This is a genomic window from Rhizobium sp. SRDI969, assembly GCF_025152725.1.
Taxonomy (GTDB): Bacteria; Pseudomonadota; Alphaproteobacteria; order Rhizobiales; family Rhizobiaceae; genus Rhizobium; species Rhizobium leguminosarum_I.
Window position 1 is genome coordinate 142,011 of sequence record NZ_CP104038.1, and the last position, 24,000, is coordinate 166,010.

Below are 24,000 nucleotides of genomic sequence, written 5' to 3' on the forward strand. Positions count from 1 at the left end.
TCGAACGGTCTCGCAATGACTCGCGGCGATCGGATATGGCGAGCCCTTGCAACCGGCCTTTCCGCTCGCGCGCCCCGGGATCACGGCGCTGAAATCGCCGCAAGCCGGTCGATGTCCACCAACACGATGTCTTCAGAAACGGGCTCGCGATTGTGCAAGCGGAACCATTCCGCCGCTTCCCGTACTCGCTCTCCATGCGGCGGCGGATAGACGCCGAGTCCGAGAACCCATTCCCGCACGGTCTCGCGCTCCATCCGCCCGGCCCGGTATCGATCGCAGACGGTTTTCGCTGATGCGACCAGATCATTGATGCTCTTCACGGGATACCCCTCAATGGACGGATGGCTCTTCGTCTTCGAGAAACGATCGAATGCCGTCCCGCGCGATGACGGCCAGGAATTCGTCGAAGGCATCCCGGTCAGTCGCAAATGGCTCGTCCCAGCGGATCAGGTCTTCCGTTTGCGTGACCACTTCCATCGTCCAGTCTTCATTGCTGCCCGATGTGCGGAAGATATCGACGAGCACGGTGATCCCGTCATCGGTGAATTCTCCCGCCAGTTCGGAGTGTTCGAGCTTTTCTTTTTTCGCCATCATTCAGCCACCTGCACCGGGCGGTGCGTCGTTTTTGAGATATTCTTCATATTGAACCGTCTCGGTCTCATTCGTGTCGATCGAGGCATCCGCGCGCTTTGCAAGGCGAACGCCCGCACCCCCACCATTTTCAGGGATGAAAACAACGCCTGCGACTTCCAGCGCGTGCTTCACATCCTGAAGGGTCCGATCATAGGGAGCGCGCTTGCCGGCCTCGAAATTAGCAATCGTCGCTTTGGCGACTTTCGAGGCCGATGAGAGATCGTCCTGAGACCATGCCAAAAGGGCCCGAGCCGCGCGGCATTGAGCGGAGGATAGATACAAACCAATAACCTTGCATCAAAAGTGTGATTCTGCCTCGGGCAGATTATATTAAAAATGCAATCTCGATACAAGCGATGACGAGAGCAGGTGCATGACGGCATAGGACGTTGTGAGCCTTTGAATGGACCTGTCTATTCCATCCTTTCGACCTTTAACATCTGGCGAAAGGGAAGATTGATTGACTGAATATTATTAGAGTCTAATTTAGATTGTCTTTATCACGCACTCGGGAGGTTATAATGCGTGAGCCAGATACGCAAAAACTCGATGCACTTGTCAGTCGTCTTGTTGGCGACGTCGGCGCCGCCGTTTCCGGTGTATTGGTCGTGCTTGGCGATAAGGTCGGAATCTTCAAGGCGATGGCCGACGGAACGCCGATGAGCGTCCAGGATCTTGCCAAGAAGACAGGGATAAGGGAGCGTTATCTCAGGGAGTGGCTAAGCGCCTAGGCGGCCGCGGACTATGTCGCTTACGATGAAAAGACGGATCGTTTCAGCCTGACGCCGGAACAGGCGATGGTATTTGCCGAGGAAAACAGCCCCGCCTTTTTCGTCGGCGCCTTCGAGGTCGTCCAATCCATGTGGATGGACGAGCCGAAGGTCGCCGATGCCTTCCGCACCGGCAAGGGTCTCGGCTGGCATGAGCACAGCACCTGCCTCTTTCGGGGAACCGAGCGGTTCTTTCGACCCGGCTACAACAGCCATCTCGTCAACGAATGGATACCGGCTCTTGCCGGGGTCGAAGAAAAGCTCAAGGCCGGCGCCAGTGTCGCCGATGTCGGCTGCGGCCATGGCGCCTCTACCATCCTGATGGCGCAGGCCTATCCTGCTTCCCGCTTTACCGGCTTCGACTATCACGGCCCCTCGATCGAAAGAGCAAAGGCGGCCGCCGAAGATGCGGGTGTCTCTGACCGTGTGACCTTCCAGCAGGGCTCGGCGGCGGAATTTCCGCGGCGCGGTTATGACATGGTCGCCATGTTCGACTGCCTTCACGACATGGGCGATCCGGTCGGCGCCGGCCGGCATGTCAAGGAAACGCTTGGGCCGAACGGGACATGGCTGATCGTCGAGCCCTTTGCCCATGACCATCTCAAGGACAATCTCAATCCTGTGGGGCGCGTCTATTACGGCGCGTCGACGATGATCTGCACGCCGGCATCGCTCTCTCAGGAGGTGGGGCTTGGGCTTGGCGCGCAAGCGGGAGAAATGAAACTCCGAAAGGTCGCGCTCGACGCCGGATTCACCCATTTCCGTCGCGCAACGGAAACGCCGTTCAACATGGTGTTCGAGGTGCGGGCCTGAGGCCACTGGTTTAGCGGGTGGCCGGCTATCTCAGCTTTCCGATGCTGGCATACATGCCGGTCGTGCGGAATTCGGTGGGGTTGGTGCCGTAGACGCGGCGGAAGACCTTTGAGAAATAGTTGGGGTCTTCGAAGCCGCACATGATGGCGACTTCCTTGACCGGCAGGAAGTCTGCCTTGGTTAAAAGCTTGACGGCACGCTGCAGGCGCTGCTGCAGCACGAATTCGGCTGGCGGCATGCCCTCGCTCTCGGCAAAGCTGCGCGAGAAATGCGCGCGGCTGAGGCCGACGATGCCGGCAAGCTCGCTGACCGGCAGTGGCTTTTCGAGATTGGCGTTGATATGGTCGATCACCGGCTGCATGAGGCTGAGCTCGGCGGCAAAGGCCGGCGAGCCGAAGACGTCGTCGTAGAGCGCCATCGCCGCTTCATAGGCGATCGCCGAGGCGGCACCCGGCGATGTCGCGCCCTTGACCAGGCGCAGGCTGCAATCGGCAAGATGATCGATGGTCGAGGGCTGCAGCTTCAGCACCGGGCCGGCGGTCGACAGCACCATTTGGTGGATGCGCAGCGTTTCCTCGCCGTTCATCGAGATCCAGAAATATTCCCAGCGGTCGCCATTCTCCAGCCAGTAGCGATGATTGTGCGGCACCAGAACGAGCAGCGTGTCGCCGCCCTGAAGGCGATAGTTGCGGTTCTGGTAGCGCAGCTGGCCGCTGCCGCTGATCGTGTGCTGCAGCACCGTGAAGGGGGTCTGGCCGCGCCGGCGGCCGTCCCAGTCATAGCTCTCGTTCTCGCGCACTTCATAACCGGCGCTGGTCGGCATGGCATGCAATCGCTGGCGGCCTCGAGGCAGCGAAACCGTCCTCATCGACTGTCCGTTGGCGATCAAATCCTGCAGCACAAAATTACCCCCGAAAGCATAATCCTTCTCTGGTCGCCCTGTCGATTTCGGGCATAATCCCGCTCGACAAGAGGAAGAGACCACGGCCGACAGAGCGGCCGGGAGGAAAAAGACAGATTTTGCGGCGTTTTCAGCCACATGCGTCAGCATGCGGCCTGATCCTCCATGGCCTTCTTTTCCTTAGCATTCGATTGGGTCGAGGTGAAGATCATGAGTTTCAAAATCGCTATCATCGGTGCGGGCAGCGTCGGGTTCACCAAGAAGCTGTTCACCGACATATTGTGCGTTCCGGAGTTTCGCGACATCGAGTTTGCACTGACCGATATCAGCGAACACAATCTGGAAATGATCAAGGCGATCCTCGATCGCGTCGTCGAGGCGAACGGACTGCCGACGAAGGTGACGGCGACGACCAACCGGCGCCAGGCGCTGGAAGGCGCACGCTACATCATCAGCTGCGTCCGGGTCGGTGGGCTCGAGGCCTATGCCGATGATATCCGCATTCCATTGAAATACGGCATCGATCAGTGCGTCGGCGATACGATCTGCGCCGGCGGCATCCTCTATGGTCAGCGCAACATCCCGGTCATTCTCGACTTCTGCAAGGATATCCGCGAAGTGGCGGAGCCCGGCGCGAAATTCCTGAACTATGCCAACCCGATGGCGATGAACACCTGGGCGGCGATCGAATACGGCAAGGTCGACACCGTCGGCCTGTGCCACGGCGTCCAGCACGGCGCCGAGCAGATCGCCGAGGTGCTCGGCGCGAAGTCGGTGAGCGAGCTCGACTATATCTGCTCCGGCATCAACCACCAGACCTGGTTCATCGACCTTCGCCTCAACGGCCGCAAGATCGGCAAGGACGAGCTGATCGCCGCCTTCGAGGCGCATCCGGTCTATTCGCAGCAGGAGAAGCTGCGCATCGACGTGCTGAAGCGTTTCGGCGTCTATTCCACCGAAAGCAACGGCCATCTCTCGGAGTATCTGCCGTGGTATCGTAAGCGGCCGGATGAAATCACCCGCTGGATCGACATGTCCGACTGGATACACGGCGAGACCGGCGGCTACCTTCGTCATTCGACGGAAACGCGCAACTGGTTCGAGACGGAATATCCGCAATTCCTGGAATCCGCCTCGCAGCCGATCGATCCTGCCAAGCGCTCGAACGAACATGCGAGCCACATCCTCGAGGCGCTGGAGACGAACCGGGTCTATCGCGGCCATTTCAACGTCAAGAACAATGGTGTTATCACCAATCTGCCGTCAGATGCGATCATCGAATCGCCCGGCTTCGTCGATCGCTTCGGGATCAACATGGTCTCCGGCGTCACCCTGCCGGAAGCCTGTGCGGCCACCTGCATTTCCTCGATCAACGTCCAGCGCATGTCGGTGCATGCCGCCATATCGGGCGATATCGACCTTCTGAAACTTGCCGTGCTGCACGATCCGCTGGTCGGCGCCGTCTCGACGCCGGAAGAGGTCTGGCAGATGGTCGACGAGATGGTCGTTGCCCAGGCGCCCTGGCTGCCGCAATATGCCCATGCCGTGCCGGCCGCCAAGGAGCGGCTGTCGAAATCGAAGGTGCAGACCCGCGACTGGGCGGGGGCCGCACGCCGCAACGTTCGCTCGATCGAGGAGCTGCGGGCGGAAAAGGCGGCGCTGAAAAAGGCCGTCTGATTTTCGTGAAGCACGGGTTGCCGGGGGTTTCCGGGAGGGAAATCCGCGGCGTCCGGCCCGGTTTCGTGTGTTCGAGGAGAAAGGAGCCGCGTGATCGCGCTCCGGAACAAGAGGGAGAAACGATGATGAATTTTCGTAACGCAGGCATTCTGGCCGGACTGGCGCTCAGCGTCTCAGCCGCGGCGCTGAATGCATATGCCTCCGAGCCAACCGTTCCACCGAAACCGGCGGACTTTCCGGCCGAAGGCAAGATCAACTATGTCGCGCGCGACTCCATCCTGGAGTTCAAGGCGCTGCCCGAATATCACGAGCCCGACTGGGTCACGAAGAATTTCGTCGCCACCGGCAAGCTGCCGCCGGTCAAGGACCGGCTGCCGAAGGAACCGCTGGTCTTCAAGACCGGCAATATGCCCGACGGCATTGGCGTCTACGGCGATACCATGCGCCACGTCATCGGCGGCCGGCCGGAAGGCTGGAACTACGGCGCCGGCCAGACGCAGGGCTGGGGCGGCATCGATATCGGCCTTTCCGAATGCCTGACGCGCACCGCGCCGCTGTTCCAGGTGCAGGCCTCCGACACCGAGCCGCTGCCGAACCTTGCCAAGAGCTGGGATTGGTCGCAAGACGGCCACAAGCTGACCATGCACCTGATCGAAGGCGCCAAATGGTCCGACGGCGCGCCGTTCAACGCCGACGACATCATGTTCTACTGGGATGATGAAGTCATCGACCCGAACGTCTCGCCGCTCGGCGGCGGCGCCTCGCCGGAAGCCTTCGGCGCCGGGACGACGCTGAAGAAGGTCGACGATTACACCGTCGAATGGACCTTCAAGGAGGCCTTCCCGAAGCAATATCTCTACACCATGTCCTACCCGAATTTCTGCCCGGGTCCGTCGCACATCCTGAAGGCGCAGCATCCGAAATACTCGAAGAACACCTACGACCAGTTCAAGAACGCCTTCCCGCCAGAGTTCATGAACATGCCGGTCATGGGCGCTTGGGTACCGGTGGAATATCGCCCGGACGACATCATCGTCATGCGCCGCAACCCCTATTATTGGAAGGTCGACGAGAAGGGCGATCAACTGCCTTATCTCAATGAGCTGCACTACAAGCTCTCGACCTGGGCCGACCGTGACGTTCAGGCCGTCGCAGGATCCGCCGATTTCTCCAACCTCGAGCAGCCGGAAAACTTCGTCGCGTCGCTGAAGCGCGCCGCCGAAAAAACGGCGCCCGCCCGGCTTGCCTTCGGCCCGCGCCTGATCGGCTATAACTTGCGCATGAACTTCTCCGCCAACGGCTGGGGCAACCCGGACGAGCGCGGTGAGGCGATCCGCGAATTGAACCGCAACGAAGACTTCCGGAAGGCCGTCACCATGGCGCTCGACCGCAAGGCGATCGGCGACTCGCTGGTCAAGGGGCCGTTCACCGCGATCTATCCAGGCGGGCTTTCCTCCGGCACCAGCTTCTACGACCGCAATTCCACCGTCTACTATCCCTTTGATCTTAAGGGCGCCAAGGCGGAACTCGCCAAAGCCGGCCTCAAGGATACGGATGGCAATGGCATCGTGAACTTCCCGGCCGGCACGGCGGGCGGCAAGGATGTCGAAATCGTCATGCTGATCAACAATCAGTACACGACCGACAAGAGCCTTGCCGAAGGTGTCGTCGGCCAGATGGAGAAGCTCGGGCTGAAGATCGTCATCAATGCGCTCGACGGTGCCAAGCGTGACGACGCCCATTATGCCGGCCGCTTCGACTGGCTGATCCAGCGCAACACGACGGAGCTGTCGTCGGTGGTGCAGAACACCGAGCAGCTCGCCCCTGTCGGTCCGCGCACCAGCTGGCACCATCGCGCCGGCAAGGATGACCAGCTTGATCTGATGCCCTTCGAAAAGGAGCTTGTCGATGTCGTCAACAAGTTCAGGACGAGCCAGAACAACGACGAACGCGTCGATCTGATGAAGCAGTATCAGAAGATCTCGACGGAGCACGTCAACACCGTCGGCCTGACGGAGTATCCGGGCGCCCTGATCGTCAACAAGCGGTTCTCCAACGTGCCCCAGGGTACGCCAATCATGATGTTCAACTGGGCTGAAGATTCGGTGATCCGCGAACGCCTGTGGGTGGCTGCGGACAAGCAGGGCAAATACGAGCTGTTCCCTGAACAACTGCCCGGCAAGCCCGGCGAAAAGGGCCCGATCAACTAAGCTCCCTCCCAGCTGAAGTGAGCTCCAGGCCGCGCGTGCTGCGCGCGGCCTGACATGACCAACAAGCCGGCCGCGCTGACAAGGAGCGACTGGCGGCAAGGAGAAGCGAACCGTTCGATGTTACGATTCCTGCTCGTGCGCATAGCCTCAGCGATTCCCATTCTCTTCATCCTGAGCGTGGTGACCTTCGCGATCATCCAGGCCCCGCCCGGCGACTACGCCGATTATATAAGATCCCAGCTGATCAACCAGGGCGGCGCGTCCTATGCCCAGGCCGAAGCGCAGGCGCAGCTCTACCGGGTCGAACACGGCCTCGATAAGCCGATGGTCGTTCAATACGTCAACTGGATCGGCGGGATAGTGACCCGCGGTGATTTCGGCTACAGCATGTTTTACAACAAGCCGGTCGCCGATGTCGTCGGCGAACGCCTGCCGCGGACATTGCTTCTGGCGCTCGTCTGCCATCTCCTTGCCTCGGTGCTCGGCATCGGCTTCGGCATCTGGGCGGCGACGCGACAATATAGCTGGATCGACAGCCTGCTTTCGGGAATTTCTTTCCTCGGCATGACGGTGCCGCGCTTCCTGATGGCGCTGATCATCGTCTATCTCCTGGTTTTCCAGCTTAACGTCTCCGAAATCGGCAGCTTCTTCTCCCCGCAATATGGCGGAGCGCCCTGGTCCTGGGCGAAGTTCGCCGATCTGGTTCACCATGTCTGGCCGGTCGTGGCGATCGCCACCTTCGGCGGGCTCGCCTACAATATGCGCGTCATGCGCGGCAATCTGCTTGATACGCTGAATGCCCAATATGTCGAGACGGCCAAGGCCAAGGGGCTTTCGGGCGCAGCCGTGGTGATGCGCCATGCGGTGCCGAACGCGCTGCACCCGCTGGTGATGTACCAAGGCGTCGTGCTGCCCTACATGCTGACCGGCGAGATCGAAACCGCGATCATTTTCGCATTGCCGACCGTCGGCCCGGCGATCGTCGGCTCGATGGCGGTCGGCGACGTCTATGTCACCGCCACCTTCATGATGGTGTCGGCGACGCTGATCGTCGGCAACATCATCGCCGACATGCTGCTCGCCCTGCTCGATCCCCGTGTCCGCCAATATGGAGGAGCCTGAGATGCTGGCTTTCGACTCCGCGCCGCCTCCGCCGACGACAGAACTTTCCATCAACAAGCCATCGCGTGGGCATGAAAGCTATATCGCCCTTGTCTGGCGCCGGCTGAGACGCTCCTGGACCGGCATGGCAGGGCTCGTGCTCGTCGTGCTGCTGATCGTCATGGCGATCTTCGCCGATTTCTTTGCGCCGATGGACCCGAAGGCGACCGATGTCGGCTTCGCGCCGCCGCAGATGATGAGCTTCCACGACAAGGACGGCAATTTCGTCTTCCAGCCGCGCGTCTATGCGCTCTCCGATTCCGAAGAGCTCGACCCCGTCACCTTCCAGCCGATCGTCGGCATGGATTACGACAATCCGCGGCTGCTCGGCTTCTTCGTCAAGGGCGCGGAATACCGGCTTTTCGGCCTAATCCCGGCCAGCCGGCACTTCTTCGGCTCGACCGACGGCCAGCCGGTGCATTTCCTCGGCACCGACAAGTTCGGCCGCGACGTGCTGTCGCGCGCCATCATCGGCTCGCGTATTTCGCTGACCATTGCCCTGACGGTGGTCTTCATCGTCACCATCATCGGCACGACCGTCGGCATGGTATCGGGCTATTTCGGCGGCACCTTCGATATCTGGTTGCAGCGTTTCGTCGAACTGGTACTCGCCTTCCCGCAGCTGCCGCTCTATCTGGCGCTGACCTCGCTGATCCCGGTGACGGCGCCGACCAATGTCTTCCTGGCCTTCGTCATCGCCGTCATGTCGGCGCTCGGCTGGGCGCAGATGTCGCGCGAGGTGCGCGGCAAGACCTTAGCGCTCGCCCGCATCGACTATGTCAGGGCGGCCATGGCCGTTGGCGCCACCGACACGCGCATCATCATGCAGCACATCTTCCCGAATGTGATGAGCCACGTCATCGTCGCGGTGACGCTGCATATACCGAGCGTCGTGCTCTTGGAATCCTTCCTCGGTTTCCTCGGCTTTGCGGTCAAGCCGCCGCTGATCTCCTGGGGGCTGATGCTGCAGGATACGGCGACCTATTCTGTCATCGGCTCCTATCCCTGGATTCTCTCCCCCGTCGGCTTCGTGCTCGTCACCGTCTTCGCATTCAATGCGCTCGGCGACGGATTGCGCGACGCGGTCGATCCTTATTGAGGTGATTGATATGGCTCTCGCACTGGTCAATTCCTTCGCCCCGCCCGTTCGCCACGACCATGGTGGCCGTTCGGACACACCGATTATCGACGCCCGCAACGTGGCGGTGAATTTCAAGGTCGAGGACGGCATGGTCGAAGCCGTCAAGGACGTCTCGTTTCAGCTCTATCGCGGCGAGACGATCGCGATCGTCGGCGAATCCGGTTCCGGCAAATCGGTAACGGCGCGAACGGTGATGGGACTGTTGTCGAAGCGCGCCGTCGTCTCCGAGAAATCGACGGTTGCCTATGACGGCAGCAACATTTTGAAATTTTCCGAGCGGGCGCGCCGCAAGCTGCGCGGCGACCGCATCTCGATGATCTTCCAGGAGCCGATGAGTTCGCTGAACCCGATCTATACGATCGGCAGCCAGATCGTCGAAGCGATCCGCGTGCATCGCCGGATCAGCAAGAGGGATGCGCAAAAGCGGGCGCTCGAGCTGCTCGAACATGTTCAGATCCCTGATCCCGCTGCGCGGCTGATGCAATATCCGCATCAGCTTTCCGGCGGCCAGCGTCAGCGCGTGATGATCGCCATGGCGCTTGCCAACGATCCCGACGTGCTGATCGCCGACGAGCCGACGACGGCGCTCGACGTCACCGTGCAGGCGCAGATCCTGAATCTCATCCGCAACCTGCAGAAGGAACTGGGGATGGCCGTCATCCTCATCACCCACGACCTGACGGTGGTGCGGCAGTTCTCGGATTATGTCTATGTGATGCAGTACGGCGAAGTGCGCGAGCACAACACCACCGAAGCGCTGTTTGCCAATCCGCAGGATGCCTATACCAAGCATCTGCTTGCCTCCGAGCCGCGCGGCCAGGCCAATCCGCTGCCGGAAGGATCGGATATCATCCTCGATGCCAAGGGCGTGCGGGTATCCTTCATGATGCGTCACGGTACTTTCCTGAAGCCGGCGATGCGTGAGCTTGTCGCCGTCGACAGCCTCGACCTGACGCTGCGGCGCCATGAGACGCTCGGGCTGGTGGGCGAATCCGGCTCCGGCAAGACGACGTTCGGCCAGGCGATCCTGCGGCTGAACACGCCTGACAGCGGCGAGATCCGTTTCGACAACCAGCCGATCCATGGCCTGTCCAGGGCCGAGATGCGGCCCTTGCGCGCCCGCATGCAGGTGGTGTTCCAGGATCCTTTCTCATCGCTCAACCCGCGCATGACGATCGGCCAGATCATCGAGGAGGGGCTCGTCGTCAACAGGCTGGGCGCGACCAAGGGCGAACGCCAGGACCGGGTGCGCGAGGCGCTGATTGCCGCCGGCATGCCGGGCAATATCCTGTCGCGTTTCCCGCATGAATTTTCCGGCGGCCAGCGCCAGCGCATCGCCATTGCCCGCGCCATCGCGCTGGAGCCGGAGTTCATCCTGCTCGACGAGCCGACATCGGCGCTCGATCTTTCCGTACAGGCGCAGATCATCGAACTCCTGCGCAAGCTGCAGGACGAGCGCGGCCTGAGCTACCTTTTCATCTCCCACGATCTCAAGGTCGTCAGGGCGCTCTGCCATCGCGTCATCGTCATGCAGCATGGCAAGATCGTCGAAGAGGGTCCTGTCAACGAGGTTCTCACCCATCCCAAGACCGCCTACACCGAACGGCTCGTCAAGGCCGCTTTCGAGGTAGCATGATTACCGAATGCCGGAGGCTATAATGGCAAGAAATCCCAAAATCACCTTTATCGGAGCAGGCTCCACCGTCTTCATGAAGAACATCGTCGGCGACGTGCTGCAGCGCCCGGCGCTGTCGGGTGCGACGATCGCCTTGATGGATCTCAACCCGCAGCGGCTGGAGGAAAGCGCCGTCGTCGTCAACAAGCTGATCTCGACGCTTGGCGTGAAGGCGAAGGCGGAAACCTATTCCGACCAGCGCAAGGCGCTTTCGGGCGCCGATTTCGTCGTCGTCGCCTTCCAGATCGGCGGCTATGAGCCCTGCACGGTCACCGATTTCGAAGTCCCGAAGAAATACGGGCTGCGCCAGACGATCGCCGATTCGCTCGGCGTCGGCGGCATCATGCGCGGGCTTCGCACCGTGCCGCATCTCTGGAAGGTCTGCGAGGACATGCTCGCCGTCTGCCCCGAGGCGATCATGCTGCAATATGTCAACCCGATGGCGATCAACACCTGGGCGATATCGGAGAAATATCCGACCATTCGCCAGGTCGGACTCTGCCACTCGGTGCAGGGCACGGCGATGGAACTGGCGCATGACCTCGACATTCCCTACGAGGAAATCCGCTACCGTGCGGCCGGCATCAACCACATGGCCTTCTATCTCAAATTCGAGCATCGCCAGCCGGACGGTTCCTACCGCAATCTCTATCCCGACCTGCTTCGCGCCTATCGCGAGGGTAGGGCGCCGAAGCCCGGCTGGAACCCGCGCTGCCCGAACAAGGTGCGCTACGAGATGCTGACGCGGCTCGGCTATTTCGTCACCGAAAGCTCGGAGCATTTCGCCGAATACACGCCCTATTTCATCAAGGAGGGCCGCGAGGACCTGATCGAGAAATTCGGCATTCCGCTCGACGAATATCCGAAGCGCTGCATCGAACAGATCGAGCGCTGGAAAGGCCAGGCCGAGGCCTATCGTTCGGCCGACAAGATCGAGGTGCAGCCGTCGAAGGAATATGCCTCCTCGATCATCAATTCGGTCTGGACGGGCGAGCCTTCGGTGATCTACGGCAATGTCCGCAACAATGGCTGCATCACCTCGCTGCCCAATAATTGCGCCGCCGAAGTGCCCTGCCTCGTCGATGCCTCCGGCATCCAGCCGACCTTCATCGGCGACCTGCCGCCGCAACTGACGGCGCTGATCCGCACCAATATCAACGTACAGGAGCTGACGGTGCAGGCGCTGATGACGGAAAATCGCGAGCACATCTATCACGCCGCGATGATGGATCCGCATACGGCAGCCGAACTCGACCTCGACCAGATCTGGTCGCTGGTCGACGATCTGCTCGCCACCCACGGCGACTGGCTGCCCGAATGGGCACGCACGACCCGCAAAGTACAGGCCGCCTGACCCCTCTCCCGGGCAAGGCGTCAAGGAGCCCCGCGGTGGCAACAACCGCGGGGCTCTTTGCGTGAGGATGGGCGGGACGGCCGGGATCAGCAATTGTCTACCTTGGACCGCCTGCCATACGCTCCTTCAAGCTCTCGACCTCTTCGGCCAGCTCGTCGAGATCGCTTTGCGATGCCGCTTGCGATGTCGCCACTATCTTGGGAACATAGATCTTCCCGCCGGCATCGCGTTCATCGGGAATGTTGTATTTGAATATTCGCTGTGCTGATTTGGCATCCGTCGCCCGGACGAAGACCATAGCTTCGTTGTTGCTATCTAGCGCAACCGACATGTCGAAAGTTCCGGGGCTCACAGCTAAGTTCTCGAGCTTTTGACCCTTTTTGTCCACGTAGGGACTAAGCCCATCGTCCACTGTGAAAGCGGTGAAGGCTTCCGTCACGTCTATTGTCACGTCACATGGCATGATTGTTCTCCCCCGTTGGAAGTTTAATCGTTGCTGAGGCGACCATTGCGGTGGGCCATTCTGAGTGTGATAGCGTAGGAGCTCGGAGACCTCTTGCCGGGCAACTGGGCATCCAGAATAAGCGTCCTGGCGTCGCCGAAAGCCGTCGAGATCTCGAGGATTTGCGAGGATGCCGTCAGCCGCCACATTTTGTACCCCAACGTGGGGTCAAAGCCGCAGCCGGCAGCCGGCTCGGCATGCGGACCTGTGACAACGAAAATGCGGTTGGAATCCAGCCTGTAGCAGTGACCCTCAAACGCATAGCCGTAAGCAAGGACTGTCGATCCGGTGATGCCGACTCCGCTTGCGAGTTTTATCTGCAGTTCCGCCTTTCCCGCCATCCCGACATCCAGGTGGGTAATGCCGTGGGCGTCGTTCAAGTCTATGCCGTAGAGTATGATCTGGCCCGCCACATAGGGGAGTCCAGGAAGTGAAGGTGCTGGAACGCTGTCGTCTATCATCGATGCCTCCCGTCGTTTGGTTAAAGAATGCCGCGCCACCTCATGCAATCTTCCAGCTGGTCGATATAAGTCCGCCCGCGCCCCCGCCAGGCGGCCTCGAGCAAGGCCGAAGCCGCAGCCTCGAAGGTCAGGCTATCGGGGTCGAGATACGTCCAGGAGCGCGTCACAGCTTCGCCCACCACGTCCCGTGCCTCCTGCAGAGCGGCTTTCGTGGCGAAATGCGTGACGTCATAGGATGTCGCCGATGCCCGAAATCCTTCTTCTATCAGCGCCGGCGCCATCTGCTGGCGAAGATCGCTGAACTTCCTGGGATTGATCTTCGACAGTCCGCGCTCGAACAGCAGCGACTGGTAGACCTCGATGAGGCAGTCGAACAGGCCCGCCGCAAAGGGCTTCGACTGGTCGTGTACTTCCCGGCTGACATCGCCGACACGAAGCGAGTTGTTGAGCGATCTGAGCTGCTTTTCGTCGCTGAGTTCGGCAAATTTGTCGAGTTCGTTGTGCAGGAGCAGGTTGCCTTTTGTGCGCCGAAGCAGCCGGTCGAGGGCGGTATCGAAGTGCAGCAATCCCAACAGCGATATGAAATCGGCGATCGCTTCGTGATAGGAAAAGAAGTCGCTGCCGGATCCGTCGTCTTCGAGGATCCCAAGTTCGCTCAGCAGAATGAGATGCCCCATTTCATGGGCAACCGCGTCGAAATTCAGCGCGAAACAGGATGTCGGGCTTTCCGGCTCGCTCTCGCCGAGTTCCAGAAAGCCGAAGCCGGATTGCGCATTCTGCCAATGGGGAATGCGGGGAACGATTTCCAGCCGTTCCAGCGTCGGCTCGAAGAACCAGGCAACCGGGCGTCCGGCATAGCTCTCGCAGATATCGAGAACCCGGCGAGCGCAGGCATAGCTGTGGGTCGAAAGAAATGCCGGCGAACCAGGCCCTATGTGATCGAAGTGCCCGTCGGGGCCGGGCTCTGCGGGCGGTCGCAAAAGGCCGGGATATGGAGGGATATAAGGCGCGGCATAGGGCGATTTCGGTTCGATGGGATTTGCCACATAGATCCGGCTGTCGGACGGCCCTGCCAGGATGGGTCCCGCTGAAGGTCCGATCCACACCACTTCCGGCTTTTCGTAACCGGGAATGAAGGATGGCTGTGGAAAGACAAGGAAACGCGTTCCGAGCGGGCGCTCCAAAGCCGACCCGTCGCCTGCTCCCTGCGAATGTGTGATGGCATCCAAAGCTGCCCCCACCGCTCGTTGCCCAACGCCGAGCGATCTTCTACTATACCAGTCTTACTGGCATTTCGACAATAGCATGTCGAGCATTCCGCAGTACTCCATGTCATTGGCGAATGATTCCGTAAGTTCAAACTCGAAAGAAAGAAGCTCGTTTAGACCATTGATCTTGTGATCGGCCAGATGTCTCAGGAGATTTACAGCGTCGGCTCGCTTCTGGTTTATGGCTCCGGCTTTCAACCACGCCTTTAGAGCTGCGATCCGGTCTACAGCGCTGAGATTGTTTTCTGCCTCTGCGAAAAGCCTGGCGAACGATCTCTCGCTGAAGTGCAGCGAGCGTGCCAGGAACTCAAGCTGATGCCTCAGCCGTCTTTCGATGACCCCGACGCGTTCCGCTTTTTTCAGGCTCAGCCTGATGTCGATGAGAGCATCACCAAATGCGCGCGAGCCCAGCTCGACGGGAGCCATCGGCACCGTGACGTCGGCATCGTCGGCGAGCGGCTGCCGTCGGTACCACCGGTAGATCAGCCCATGCCCGAGCATTCCCTGGGGAGCGAGCTCCGCTGCTCTGAGCGCGCCTATGCTGGCCGCACCGTATATGCGGAGCCCTCGGGCCATCGCCCAGAGAATTTCCTGGTGGCGAACGGCGGGGCGCTGCGCGAAGACGCCGTCGATCAGCACGATCGCCGACGGAGCGTAGTCCGCCACGGCGCGCACGACATCACCGCAGCCGACGGGAGGCAGATAGATCGCCTCCAGATATTTCCGCGCTTCCGTCGCGGAGAGGGTGGGGCCGAGAAAGACCACGACATCGTCACGCAAGATCCGCCTCCGGATTTGTTTCCAGCGGAGGAGCAACCACCCGGACGACGTGAAGAGGGATGCGATCATCGGAATGAAGAACCACAAGGATCGCCGCCTTTGCGCCGGCCAGCTTCAACGCCTCGGCGATCGGCAGGATGGAGCGACCGCCGGCAACAGGACCTTCATCGGGGCGGTAGGAGCCGCCGCCCTTTACGAGTTGCGCGCGCCAAGCGGCGAGCTCCGAAGCATCGGCATATGCGTAGACTTCGCTGCTGATATCGTCGCGCGCAGCCGAAATCACCCCCAGCCGCGATTGACACGCTTCGAGCAATGCGCTCGTCAGCGCGCGATCATGGCTGAAGTCGCAGCCGAAGCCTTCGGCCGGCAAGGGCGCAAAGGGGGCTCGGCCGGCATCTTCCATCACGTGGCACCAGTAGATCGGCAGCGCGTGCGGCGCCGGGATTTGCCAGATGCCGACGACAAACCCAGCCTTGGCCAGCCGTCGCATAATTTCCCCGGCGCTGCCTGAGCGGACCGACCGGGAGTCGATCTGGAAGCGGTCGAAGAAATGCGGCGTTTTCATCGCCGTGCATCGCGCCTGCCGCTCCAGAATTTCCAGGCAGGCATGCAAGGCCGCGCTTTGCAGGTTGGTGCCGGCTGCCAGACCCGTTGTGTCTCTGGGCATCCAATGCGGATGAGGCGAGGGGACGGTGTAGGCGGAGTCGACAAGGGCAAGCGGGACAGGGGTTCTCCGGCCTGCAAGCAGATCCAGCCCGTCGATCCAGGAAAGCCTCTCCGCCTCTCGCCCGACGCCGAGGTACGACCAGATTTTCTGCTCGTTCATCTCGCGGAAAGCCGCTCCGAAGACGCGCTCTGGGGCAATCCGCTCCGAGGCCCATCCCTCCAGGGATTCCATCAGGCCCGATATCGCCGCAAGCGGGAGGGTCAAACCCTTTCCTTGGCTGACGGCGACGGAAAGGGAGCGCGGCCTGATAACTTGGACGACGGGGATGCCGATCCGGTCGAGTTCTGTTACCGAGCCCAGCCTGGTGATCCCGTATTCGTGCTTGCGCGCCAGGATGCGCTGCACCGTCTGCCAGGGATCAGGGGGCGAGAGGGTAGGGGCATCAAAGATGTTGTCTAGCACCCCGTGGTCCATCGCCTCCTCCTGGCCCTACGACTTTGGCAGTCCGTCTAAGGCGCGCTTTGCTCTTTCGGCCAGCCAGGCGGCTTTTTGTCCTTCGGCAATCTGCACCGCCCTCATCAGGTCTCTCCTTACCAAGGATGGAGGGTCGTTCAGATCTCGTCTCAGTCTTGCGCTGAGGCGGTAGAGTTCGGCCAGCCAGAACCGTTGACCGCTGTTGCGGCCGACATTGATTGCATTGTGAATGGCCGCCAAGGCTTCACTAGGCTTGCCGAGCCGCTGCAGCACCTGCGCATGCATGTCGCTGTGCATGGAAAAATTATCGTCGGTGCCCAATTGCTGCTGGAGCAGCAGACCGTGTTGGAATCGCTCTTCACCCCGTTCGGCAAACGACGTCATCAGCTCCGCCCAGCCGCAATACATGTTGGCGCGCGCCTGGCTGGCGGCGAGGCCGTGTCGCTCGGCAAGCGCCAGCATTTGTTCGCCGAGGTCATGGACATCGTCATATCTGCTTTGGCAGCGGCGAAGGACGATGGCGTAATAAAGCGCGTGAACCATGCTCCCGGCATGATCGGTCGAGGCCGCCCAGTCCAGGCACTGTCTGATCGCATGTTCACTGGCATCGGCATCGTTGAGAAGCAGGTAGGACAGGGCGCTCTCGCCCAGGCCGCAGACCTTGGCATCATGTCCGCCGAAGAAGGCGCGATTTCTGACCGCTCTTTCTGGCTCGTAGAGATCAAGGCCTCTGGCGACGCAATCGAGGCAGAATTCGTGCTCGCCGGCATGGAAGCTCGTCGCCCATCCGCAGTGATAGGATTGCAGCCGCGTCTCCTGATCTTCGACCGCTTGCATGTCGCCGACGAGGATGCGCGCGCGAGACTGCTGCGTCAGAATATTGGGCGCCGTGAACCACCATCCCCAATAGACCGGGAAATGTTTCGACCGGACAGCCGAGGCCTGTTTCCTCAAAAGCTGCATTGCGCGGGAATAGGCCCGGCGCGCGCTTTCCGAGCCCTCTCCCTCCAGTGCGGTCGCAACGACCCCCTGAAGTTCGAGCAGGCCTAATGCGAGTTCGATGCGATCGGGATGGCGCCGCGAAAGGCTGTCGACCTCCTGCGTGCCGAGCTCGAGCGACACGTTCGCCTCGTGCATGGCGGAGCGCAGAACGCTCGCCTCGGCCGCCGCCAGGGCAAACCTGGCCGCGGCGGCGTGCAAGCCTGCTTCAGCGCATTGCCAGGCCGCGATGGCAGCCGGCAGACTGGGTTTTGCTTCTCCGATCAGGAGTTCGGCGATCCGCTTGTGTATCCGTCGTTTGTCGCTTTTGAGAAGGCTGCTGTAGGCGGCTTCCTGAGTGAGTACGTGCCGGAACTGAAAAGAGCCGGGCGTGGCGGAAGAGGGCTCGATGATGCCTTGGGAAACCAGCCGCTCGACCGCGACCTCCACCGTCTGCCGGCTGACCCCTTCGAGAAGGTAGGCGAGCAGCGAGATGTTGAATTCGCGGCCGATGACGCTCGCAAATTGCGCCGCCCGTCGTGCGGATCCGGTCGCCGCGAGTCTGGCGGAAAGCAGATCATTCAGCGAGCTGACGCCACCTTCCAGAAGCAGCCCTTTCCATTCGGATGCGGCCTTGCCCAAGGGTTGCCTTCCCAGGAAGAAGTTGGCCAGTTCTTCCGCGTAGAGCGGCATGCCATCGCATTGATCCAGAATGAAATCGGACAGGCCCGGCGGGGGACGCTCACGCCAGACCGAGGCGACGAGATCGCGAACCGCCGCAGATGCCAATCCGGATAATTCTATCTCGGTCGCCAGTGCCAGGGATCGTCTGATCCTCGATGTCTGAACGACGAGGATCGGCAACCTGCCTGCGAGCAACCCAAGCCGATCGATCAGTTCCAACGTCATGCCGTCAGCCCAGTGCACATCCTCGAAGACGAGGAGCGTCGGAATGCCAGTCGCTTTGCACGTCAGGATGTCGGCAGCGGCTTCGATGACCTTCCGTCTGAATGCCCGCCCCGACAGATCCGACACGCGAATATTGCGCGAGGTCGCCGGCGATCGGTCTGACGTAAATGAGAGAATGGTGTCGACGATGCCTGCGTCGACGTCTCGGCCGGATGCTTCAAGAGCCTGCATGAAAGCGCCCCTGTCGCCATCCTTCAGAACCGAAGGTTCGGCCACAAGCCTCTCAAGAAACGACATAAAAGGGTGCAGAGGCTGGCTCTCGAGGCGCCTGCCGCACTGAAAGATCAGGGTCTCGTGCGAAGTTTGCGATAGACTGCGGGCGAATTCGCCCATCAGTCTGGATTTGCCGATGCCTGCCTCTCCGACCACGGTGATCGAACTGCCTTTGCCGTCGAGAGCTGAATTCCAGGCGCTCGAAAGAGCGGCAAGCTCTCTTTCCCTGCCTCTTATCGGCCGGTCCGATTCATTGGATGGCGACAGCGCGGCCGTTGATCGATCGAGTTCCTGCGGGCGCCAGAGCGCAAACGGCTCTTCGAAGCCTTTGAGTTTGGCCTTCCGCACCAGGCTATAGTTGAACTTGTGTCGCGTGAGCTGAACGGTCGAATCTGCGACCAGGACCGAATTCGGTTCGGCCTCTGCTTGCAAGCGAGCCGCCAGGACCGGTGCTGTGCCGACGATCTCGTCTCCTTGCGTGGAGAATACGACAAGACCTGTGGCAACCCCGATCCGCAGCCTGAAAGCGGTGCGCGCCTTGCCCTTGGTGCTCGTTGCAATGCCCAACAATTCCAACGAAGCCTGTACCGCACTTTCAGCCGCATCTTCGGATTGATCGGGATATCCGAAGAAACAGCATCCCCCATCACCGAGCCGCTGATGAAGAAAGCCTCCATGCTTTTTTATGATCGTCTCGGCGCTCTGATGTAAAGCCGACACGGAGCGAAAGAATTTCTCCGGCTCGCTCCGCAACAAGAGCTCCGTCGAGCCGACGATGTCATAGAAAAGGGCAGTGACCTGTCGCCGCTCACCTGTAAACCGAATTCGCGCGTCGAGGTTTTTCATGCCGGGTCGCCCAACACCACAGAAGCCTTTCTCAGGACATCCGATTTATAGCTTGCATGCAAGCTTTTCGTGCGGCGATGCTAATTTATGAATCGGTTGTTGGACTGCGGCTTGATAATCATGCGCTCTTCAAACCCGCGACGCATGCCCGGCCGCTCGCTTCTGGCTCACCATGCTGTTTGGCGTATGCTCTTCATCAAGGAGGGCCGCGAGGACCTGATCGAGAAATTCAGTATTCCGCTCGACGAATATCCGAAGCGCTGCATCGAGCAGATCGAGCGTTGGAGGGGGCACCAATATCAACGTCCAGGAGCTGACGGGGCGCTGACGACCGAGAATCGCGAGCACATCTATCACGCCGCGATGATGGACCCGCATACGGCCGCCGAACTCGACCTCGACCAGATCTGGTCGCTGGTCGACGATCTGCTCGCCACCCACGGCGACTGGCTGCCCGAATGGGCGCGCACGGCCCGCAAGGTACAGGCCGCCTGATCCCCTCTCCCGGGTAAGGCGTCAAGGAGCCCCGCGGTCGCAACAACCGCGGGGCTCTTTGCGTGAGGATGAAGCCGATCTACTCAATCAACAAATGGTCCTTGAAAGCGATACCGTTCGATCTCACTTGATATGCTGACTTCAATTTTGAACTGACAGCTCCTTGCCAAAGAAGCTGCCGCCGGTGCTCAGCAAAGACGCCTAGTGACGTCAGGGAAACCAGCTCTGATTCCGTCTGCGCGTGCTTTTGACGTGACCCGCATCTCCAATCGAATGAGGTGACTTTTGACGCAATTCTTCGAAACTACTCAAGGAATAATGGTAATGGGAGCGCTGATTGCTGCCGCTGGCTTAACAGCTGGCGCCTGCATCCCCACGGTAATTCAGCTCGCAAAAAAGCAGATCAATCGACGCCCCAGAAGCGAGGCGAGAAATCTGGCAATGATGACGGTGTTGGCGCTCGACGACTTCGCCGGAGCGAGCTATGCGGCAGTCCGGGACATCCCAGAATTCAATCCGATGGATGAAGGCGAATTCGTGTTTCACGTTCCGGATCCTGTCCTTTCGCTTCCGAAGGACGCCGATTGGAAGCTTTTCGCTACCGAGTTGTCAGACGAAATCTTGTGGCTGTCGAACCGGGTCAAGAACCTCAACTATGCGTTGGATAGCCTCGATCTCTCTAGGCCCGGGTACGATGGCTTCTTTGAAAAGCGCCAGGAAGGTTATGCGGGTCTTGCAGCCGAGGCCATGGACCTGATTGAGCGCATGCTCGAACAGTTCGGTCTGACGCTGCCTACCAAGCCTGACTACTATCGCCAGCGTGAGGGGCTCGTATCGGCGATCCAAAGCGTGGGAGAACGAAGCTCCGGCCGTCGAACGACTGGGACTGTCACGCGATCGAACGGATCGAATGTCCTGTACCTATTTCCAAAGACAGGCGATGAAGCCGACTGATTTAAAGGAACCGCGCTCACGAACAACTTGACCTTAAGAATGACGAGTGGTGCTAAGAAGGTTGGCAGTGCGAGATCCGAGAGAACAAATCGACGTGGTGTCCACGCGGCCGACACAGTTTCTTTGACCAAAGACGTGTGATGCCGTTTCGATCAGTCGGAGTTGGTCCCGCACGTGGTTGGCTTTGTCGATCGGATCTACTCGATAGCTCATGGCCGTCTCCCGAAGATCAGTTTAGTTCGGAGCGGTCGCTCAGCATTCAGGAAATTGATGCGAAGCTGCTTTCGTACTGGCAGTCTGACCTCACGATCAATCAGTTGCCCCAGCCAATTTGGAACCGATCAAATCGAACCTCGCTCAACGGCTGGTTGGAGGGGCCCAGCCTTACCGAACGAAGAACGAGACGGAGCTCGGGGGAATAGTATTGTTCAAAAATAATCGGAGGCAATCCCGTCAGTTCGAGACGGCTGTTGACGGCCCAAACTTTGTAGGAACAAGACGCGATCGTTTCTTCTCCCCAGCCGTCGAACCTAATAATAGTCGCGCCCGAAACGGATTTTTTGCCATTGATGAAAAGCGTAGTCTCGGATTGCCAGTTCTTCTTCTGTGGTAGATCGTCTAACGTAATCGCATTCGCGTATTTCAGCTCATGCGTCCCGCTGGCACTAACTCTCTTTTCGACGAGCAAGGGGTGCAAATATACAGCCGACACCGGCTGCAGTGAACGGTTACGCTCCATCAGCCGTTGTTCGGTGAGGCCCGGACCGTCCGGCTTGTAGAACGCGGAAAAGAAAGGCACTTCTCTGGTAAGCAGCACGCCCTGCCTGGTTTCTTTAGCGCTCAAGCAATTGCCAGAGGCGGGCGCCGCCAATGTTAGTCCGACCAATAGGGACAAACCTCTGAGCAAGATCGACATTCCAGATATCCCCCATCGAGACTGTCACCTGCGATCCTTGGGTGGTAAACGCGGTGAGGTCTCGTCGGAGCCGTGACCGAGTCACGTAACGGGCGGAACGAGTGGCGCAGGATCTTGCCGCCGGCATCCATGAACACCACGCGTTGCGCGACCTCGCGGGCAAAGCCCATTTCGTGGGTCACCATCATCATCGTCACGCCTTCCTGCGCGACAGCGACCATGACATCGGATCGAGTGCCGAGGTTGGTCGTCGTAAACAGCCAGGCTGTGTTTCTAAAGCGGTCGAAACACCTCTATCGGCTAGTAACCGCCGATATTGCCGCGAACTGGGCCAATCCCCAGCGGCTGTGCATAGGTCGTGTTGTCCGATCCACTGGTTGCGCATCCTGAGAGTGTCATGAAGACGATTGCTGCTGCGGCAAAAATGTTTTTCAGAGGCACGGCGTTCTCCGTTCATGGCAGGCTGCCCAGGCCTCAAGGGCCACGCCGAGGACTTTCCGTTAAATCACCTACAATGGCAAGCGCGTGGTTAGCTTGCGGTAAGTAGCGATACGGCCTCTTCAAGCGTCTGCCTGACTGGATAGTCGCTCGGCGAGGCATCTTTCACGGCACGCTGACATAGAATGTGGGTGCTGTTGGTGGACGCCCTGACCCAAGTCCCTTGGGGGCGTGGTCGGCCGGCAGAAACCCTGGACCCGCCAGTTGACCTGCGGGAGCCAACTGCTCCAGAAATCTGCCCCCTCAAAATGTCAGCGATAGTCTATGCCGCAGGAGCGACGACCCGACCGATCCGGCGTGGGGCGTCGCGCGTGCCACCCGCGACGGGGATCGATGCATCTCCGACCAGCACGTCAGATGGTGGCCTTTCGCCTCAATCAACCAAAGAACGCACGAAGTTGAGCGAAAAACCCGCTTGGTTTGCAGCCTGCCATCTTTCGCAAACGGCGAGCGACGACTGCCGCGCTGACGCGTTCACCGAAATGGCAGAAGCACACAAGATCATGCAATTGCTCATCGCCGAGTTCGAAGAACCGTTTGGCCTCTCCATAACTGTCGTTTTCCATTCCTGCCGCCCGCAGCATGGGATCAGCGAATGCAACAGAGATCGGCGTGCCGTCAGCCCTGAGAGCAAGCCGATCGGCCATCGGCTGATACTCGGTTTCGTGAAGTGTCTTGAGAAACGGTCTGGGGCTGCCTTCGAGACTTTCGGCCCAGCGTTCAAGCCGTTCGCGCCAAGTCATTTCAAGGCGCTTGCAGGTCGGGCTGACAGTTGCGATGCTTTTCAACTGGTCTAATGCGTACTGTTCCATTTCGGCCTCCTATCTCCGGAAAAATAGATGGTCCGCCTCCCGAAGACAGCGTCGCTCAGGTCGCAGCCGATGTCCAATCACGATTGAAAACGGCACCTGCGTTGAAGTGGAACGGAAGCCGGAATCGACGACACGCCGTTCGCGCGGCTGCCTTAAGGCGCCGCTGAGTTGGCGGCCTCGGGTCATTTTCAACTGGATTTGTCACCCGCCGCGTATCGCAACAACGCACCATCGCGCGCGTTCTCAGATCCCTGACCCGTAGAGCTCCTGGTCATCGTCGCCTTCCCAGGGGGAGGGCATCGAGGTGCGGTTGAGGTTGGCCGATGGCATCGGCATCCAACACTTCAATTCCGGCTCGGCATATTCGATGATGTGCCCGGGCGAGGAATCAGAAGCGCGCCAGCCTTCTGCACCGAACTGATCGCCATGCGACCAGTAGGCGAGGTCAACTTCTGCCGGCCCCTGTTCGGACGGGCGAATCGTGACGAGGATCCGGCTACCGTCTCTCGGTGCGCTTACCATGTCGCGCCAGCGGTCTGTGTCGTCCATCGTTTTCCTCCTGCCTCGCTACAGGTTGCGAGTGTCGCCTCGCCATCGGAAACGGTCAATTGAAACTTTGCAGAACCGATCCTCGTCGATTGACTACCAATCCGGTGGCAGACGCCCGCACTCGCCGCATCTTCCATGCGGCGCTTACATCGCCGGCTGAAATCTGTGGCAAGGACCGGCATTCACCGGAATGGCCTCAGTAGACGATAGTCATTTCGAATGAACGCCCGATATTTTTCGTCCCACTTGAGAAAAATAAGCAAATATTGAACTCTTAGTTGTA

At 60.0% G+C, this 24,000-nt stretch carries 21 protein-coding genes and 2 pseudogenes; 9 read left to right on the forward strand and 14 right to left on the reverse strand.

The annotated features are described in order from the left end of the window. Nucleotides 1–80: 80 nt before the first annotated feature. The 3 genes from N2A41_RS30340 to N2A41_RS30350 are packed head-to-tail and all read right to left on the reverse strand — an operon-like array spanning nt 81 to nt 915. Complete coding sequence (locus N2A41_RS30340; RefSeq protein WP_162115244.1) at nt 81–320, reverse strand: hypothetical protein; 240 nt, start codon at nt 318–320, stop codon at nt 81–83. 10 nt (nt 321–330) lie between these two features. Beyond that, on the reverse strand, nt 331–591 hold the full coding sequence (locus N2A41_RS30345) for a hypothetical protein (RefSeq protein ID WP_260112007.1): 261 nt from the start codon (nt 589–591) through the stop codon (nt 331–333). 3 nt (nt 592–594) lie between these two features. Beyond that, nucleotides 595–915, reverse strand: coding sequence for a helix-turn-helix domain-containing protein (locus N2A41_RS30350; RefSeq protein ID WP_222386906.1), 321 nt, complete (start codon nt 913–915; stop codon nt 595–597). 239 nt (nt 916–1,154) lie between these two features. Between N2A41_RS30350 and N2A41_RS30355 the strand changes: the two are divergent. Then, a pseudogene (locus N2A41_RS30355) lies at nt 1,155–2,216 on the forward strand (class I SAM-dependent methyltransferase). A gap of 25 nt (nt 2,217–2,241) precedes the next feature. On the opposite strand, the gene N2A41_RS30360 reads toward N2A41_RS30355, so the two are convergent. Beyond that, nucleotides 2,242–3,267, reverse strand: a complete 1,026-nt coding sequence (locus N2A41_RS30360) for an AraC family transcriptional regulator (protein ID WP_222386907.1) — start codon at nt 3,265–3,267, stop codon at nt 2,242–2,244. A gap of 60 nt (nt 3,268–3,327) precedes the next feature. On the opposite strand from N2A41_RS30360, the gene N2A41_RS30365 reads away from it, so the two are divergent. The 6 genes from N2A41_RS30365 to N2A41_RS30390 all read left to right on the forward strand — a co-directional run bounded on the left by N2A41_RS30365 (nt 3,328) and on the right by N2A41_RS30390 (nt 12,335). Beyond that, nucleotides 3,328–4,794, forward strand: coding sequence for an alpha-glucosidase/alpha-galactosidase (locus N2A41_RS30365; protein ID WP_260111963.1), 1,467 nt, complete (start codon nt 3,328–3,330; stop codon nt 4,792–4,794). A gap of 122 nt (nt 4,795–4,916) precedes the next feature. Then, nucleotides 4,917–7,004 (forward strand): ABC transporter substrate-binding protein, encoded by a 2,088-nt coding sequence (locus tag N2A41_RS30370; RefSeq protein ID WP_170260519.1) that lies wholly within the window; start codon nt 4,917–4,919, stop codon nt 7,002–7,004. A gap of 117 nt (nt 7,005–7,121) precedes the next feature. Continuing rightward, nucleotides 7,122–8,126, forward strand: coding sequence for an ABC transporter permease (locus tag N2A41_RS30375; RefSeq protein ID WP_260112008.1), 1,005 nt, complete (start codon nt 7,122–7,124; stop codon nt 8,124–8,126). A 1-nt stretch (nt 8,127) separates the two neighbouring features. Continuing rightward, the gene (locus tag N2A41_RS30380) at nt 8,128–9,264 is read left to right on the forward strand and encodes an ABC transporter permease (protein WP_260111964.1); all 1,137 of its coding nucleotides are present in this window, start codon (nt 8,128–8,130) and stop codon (nt 9,262–9,264) included. Between the two features lie 10 nt (nt 9,265–9,274). Next, nucleotides 9,275–10,942 carry an ABC transporter ATP-binding protein gene (locus tag N2A41_RS30385; protein WP_260111965.1) on the forward strand — a complete coding sequence of 556 codons (1,668 nt, stop codon included), beginning with the start codon at nt 9,275–9,277 and terminating at the stop codon, nt 10,940–10,942. A gap of 22 nt (nt 10,943–10,964) precedes the next feature. After that, a complete protein-coding gene (locus N2A41_RS30390; protein WP_260111966.1) occupies nt 10,965–12,335 on the forward strand; it encodes an alpha-glucosidase/alpha-galactosidase in 1,371 nt (456 codons plus the stop codon). A 97-nt stretch (nt 12,336–12,432) separates the two neighbouring features. On the opposite strand, the gene N2A41_RS30395 is transcribed toward N2A41_RS30390, so the two are convergent. The 6 genes from N2A41_RS30395 to N2A41_RS30420 are packed head-to-tail and all read right to left on the reverse strand — an operon-like array spanning nt 12,433 to nt 19,493. After that, nucleotides 12,433–12,798, reverse strand: a complete 366-nt coding sequence (locus tag N2A41_RS30395; RefSeq protein WP_260111967.1) for a hypothetical protein — start codon at nt 12,796–12,798, stop codon at nt 12,433–12,435. Between the two features lie 23 nt (nt 12,799–12,821). Next, nucleotides 12,822–13,298: a hypothetical protein gene (locus tag N2A41_RS30400; RefSeq protein ID WP_222333681.1), complete on the reverse strand. Its 477-nt coding sequence runs from the start codon at nt 13,296–13,298 to the stop codon at nt 12,822–12,824. Between the two features lie 20 nt (nt 13,299–13,318). After that, nucleotides 13,319–14,527 carry a hypothetical protein gene (locus tag N2A41_RS30405; protein ID WP_260111968.1) on the reverse strand — a complete coding sequence of 403 codons (1,209 nt, stop codon included), beginning with the start codon at nt 14,525–14,527 and terminating at the stop codon, nt 13,319–13,321. A 54-nt stretch (nt 14,528–14,581) separates the two neighbouring features. Then, nucleotides 14,582–15,346 (reverse strand): TfuA-like protein, encoded by a 765-nt coding sequence (locus N2A41_RS30410; protein WP_260111969.1) that lies wholly within the window; start codon nt 15,344–15,346, stop codon nt 14,582–14,584. After that, entirely contained in the window at nt 15,339–16,487 is a 1,149-nt protein-coding gene (locus N2A41_RS30415) for a YcaO-like family protein (protein ID WP_260111970.1), read from the reverse strand. Before N2A41_RS30415 ends, N2A41_RS30410 begins: the two co-directional genes overlap by 8 nt. Before the next feature lie 15 nt (nt 16,488–16,502). After that, a complete protein-coding gene (locus N2A41_RS30420; protein WP_260111971.1) occupies nt 16,503–19,493 on the reverse strand; it encodes an ATP-binding protein in 2,991 nt (996 codons plus the stop codon). A gap of 168 nt (nt 19,494–19,661) precedes the next feature. Between N2A41_RS30420 and N2A41_RS30425 the strand changes: the two are divergent. Together N2A41_RS30425 and N2A41_RS30430 are read left to right on the forward strand one after the other, a co-directional pair. Next, nucleotides 19,662–19,988 (forward strand): annotated as a pseudogene (locus N2A41_RS30425) (hypothetical protein); the annotation flags it as partial. Between the two features lie 285 nt (nt 19,989–20,273). Further along, entirely contained in the window at nt 20,274–20,942 is a 669-nt protein-coding gene (locus N2A41_RS30430; RefSeq protein ID WP_311202898.1) for a hypothetical protein, read from the forward strand. A 313-nt stretch (nt 20,943–21,255) separates the two neighbouring features. Here the strand turns inward: N2A41_RS30430 and N2A41_RS30435 are convergent, their stop codons facing one another. The 4 genes from N2A41_RS30435 to N2A41_RS30455 all read right to left on the reverse strand — a co-directional run bounded on the left by N2A41_RS30435 (nt 21,256) and on the right by N2A41_RS30455 (nt 23,717). After that, nucleotides 21,256–21,858, reverse strand: coding sequence for a hypothetical protein (locus tag N2A41_RS30435; protein WP_260111973.1), 603 nt, complete (start codon nt 21,856–21,858; stop codon nt 21,256–21,258). A 300-nt stretch (nt 21,859–22,158) separates the two neighbouring features. Continuing rightward, nucleotides 22,159–22,299, reverse strand: coding sequence for a hypothetical protein (locus tag N2A41_RS30445; RefSeq protein ID WP_260111974.1), 141 nt, complete (start codon nt 22,297–22,299; stop codon nt 22,159–22,161). A gap of 434 nt (nt 22,300–22,733) precedes the next feature. Next, the gene (locus N2A41_RS30450; protein WP_017968299.1) at nt 22,734–23,168 is read right to left on the reverse strand and encodes a hypothetical protein; all 435 of its coding nucleotides are present in this window, start codon (nt 23,166–23,168) and stop codon (nt 22,734–22,736) included. 243 nt (nt 23,169–23,411) lie between these two features. Then, the gene (locus tag N2A41_RS30455; RefSeq protein ID WP_260111975.1) at nt 23,412–23,717 is read right to left on the reverse strand and encodes a hypothetical protein; all 306 of its coding nucleotides are present in this window, start codon (nt 23,715–23,717) and stop codon (nt 23,412–23,414) included. Nucleotides 23,718–24,000 lie beyond the last annotated feature (283 nt).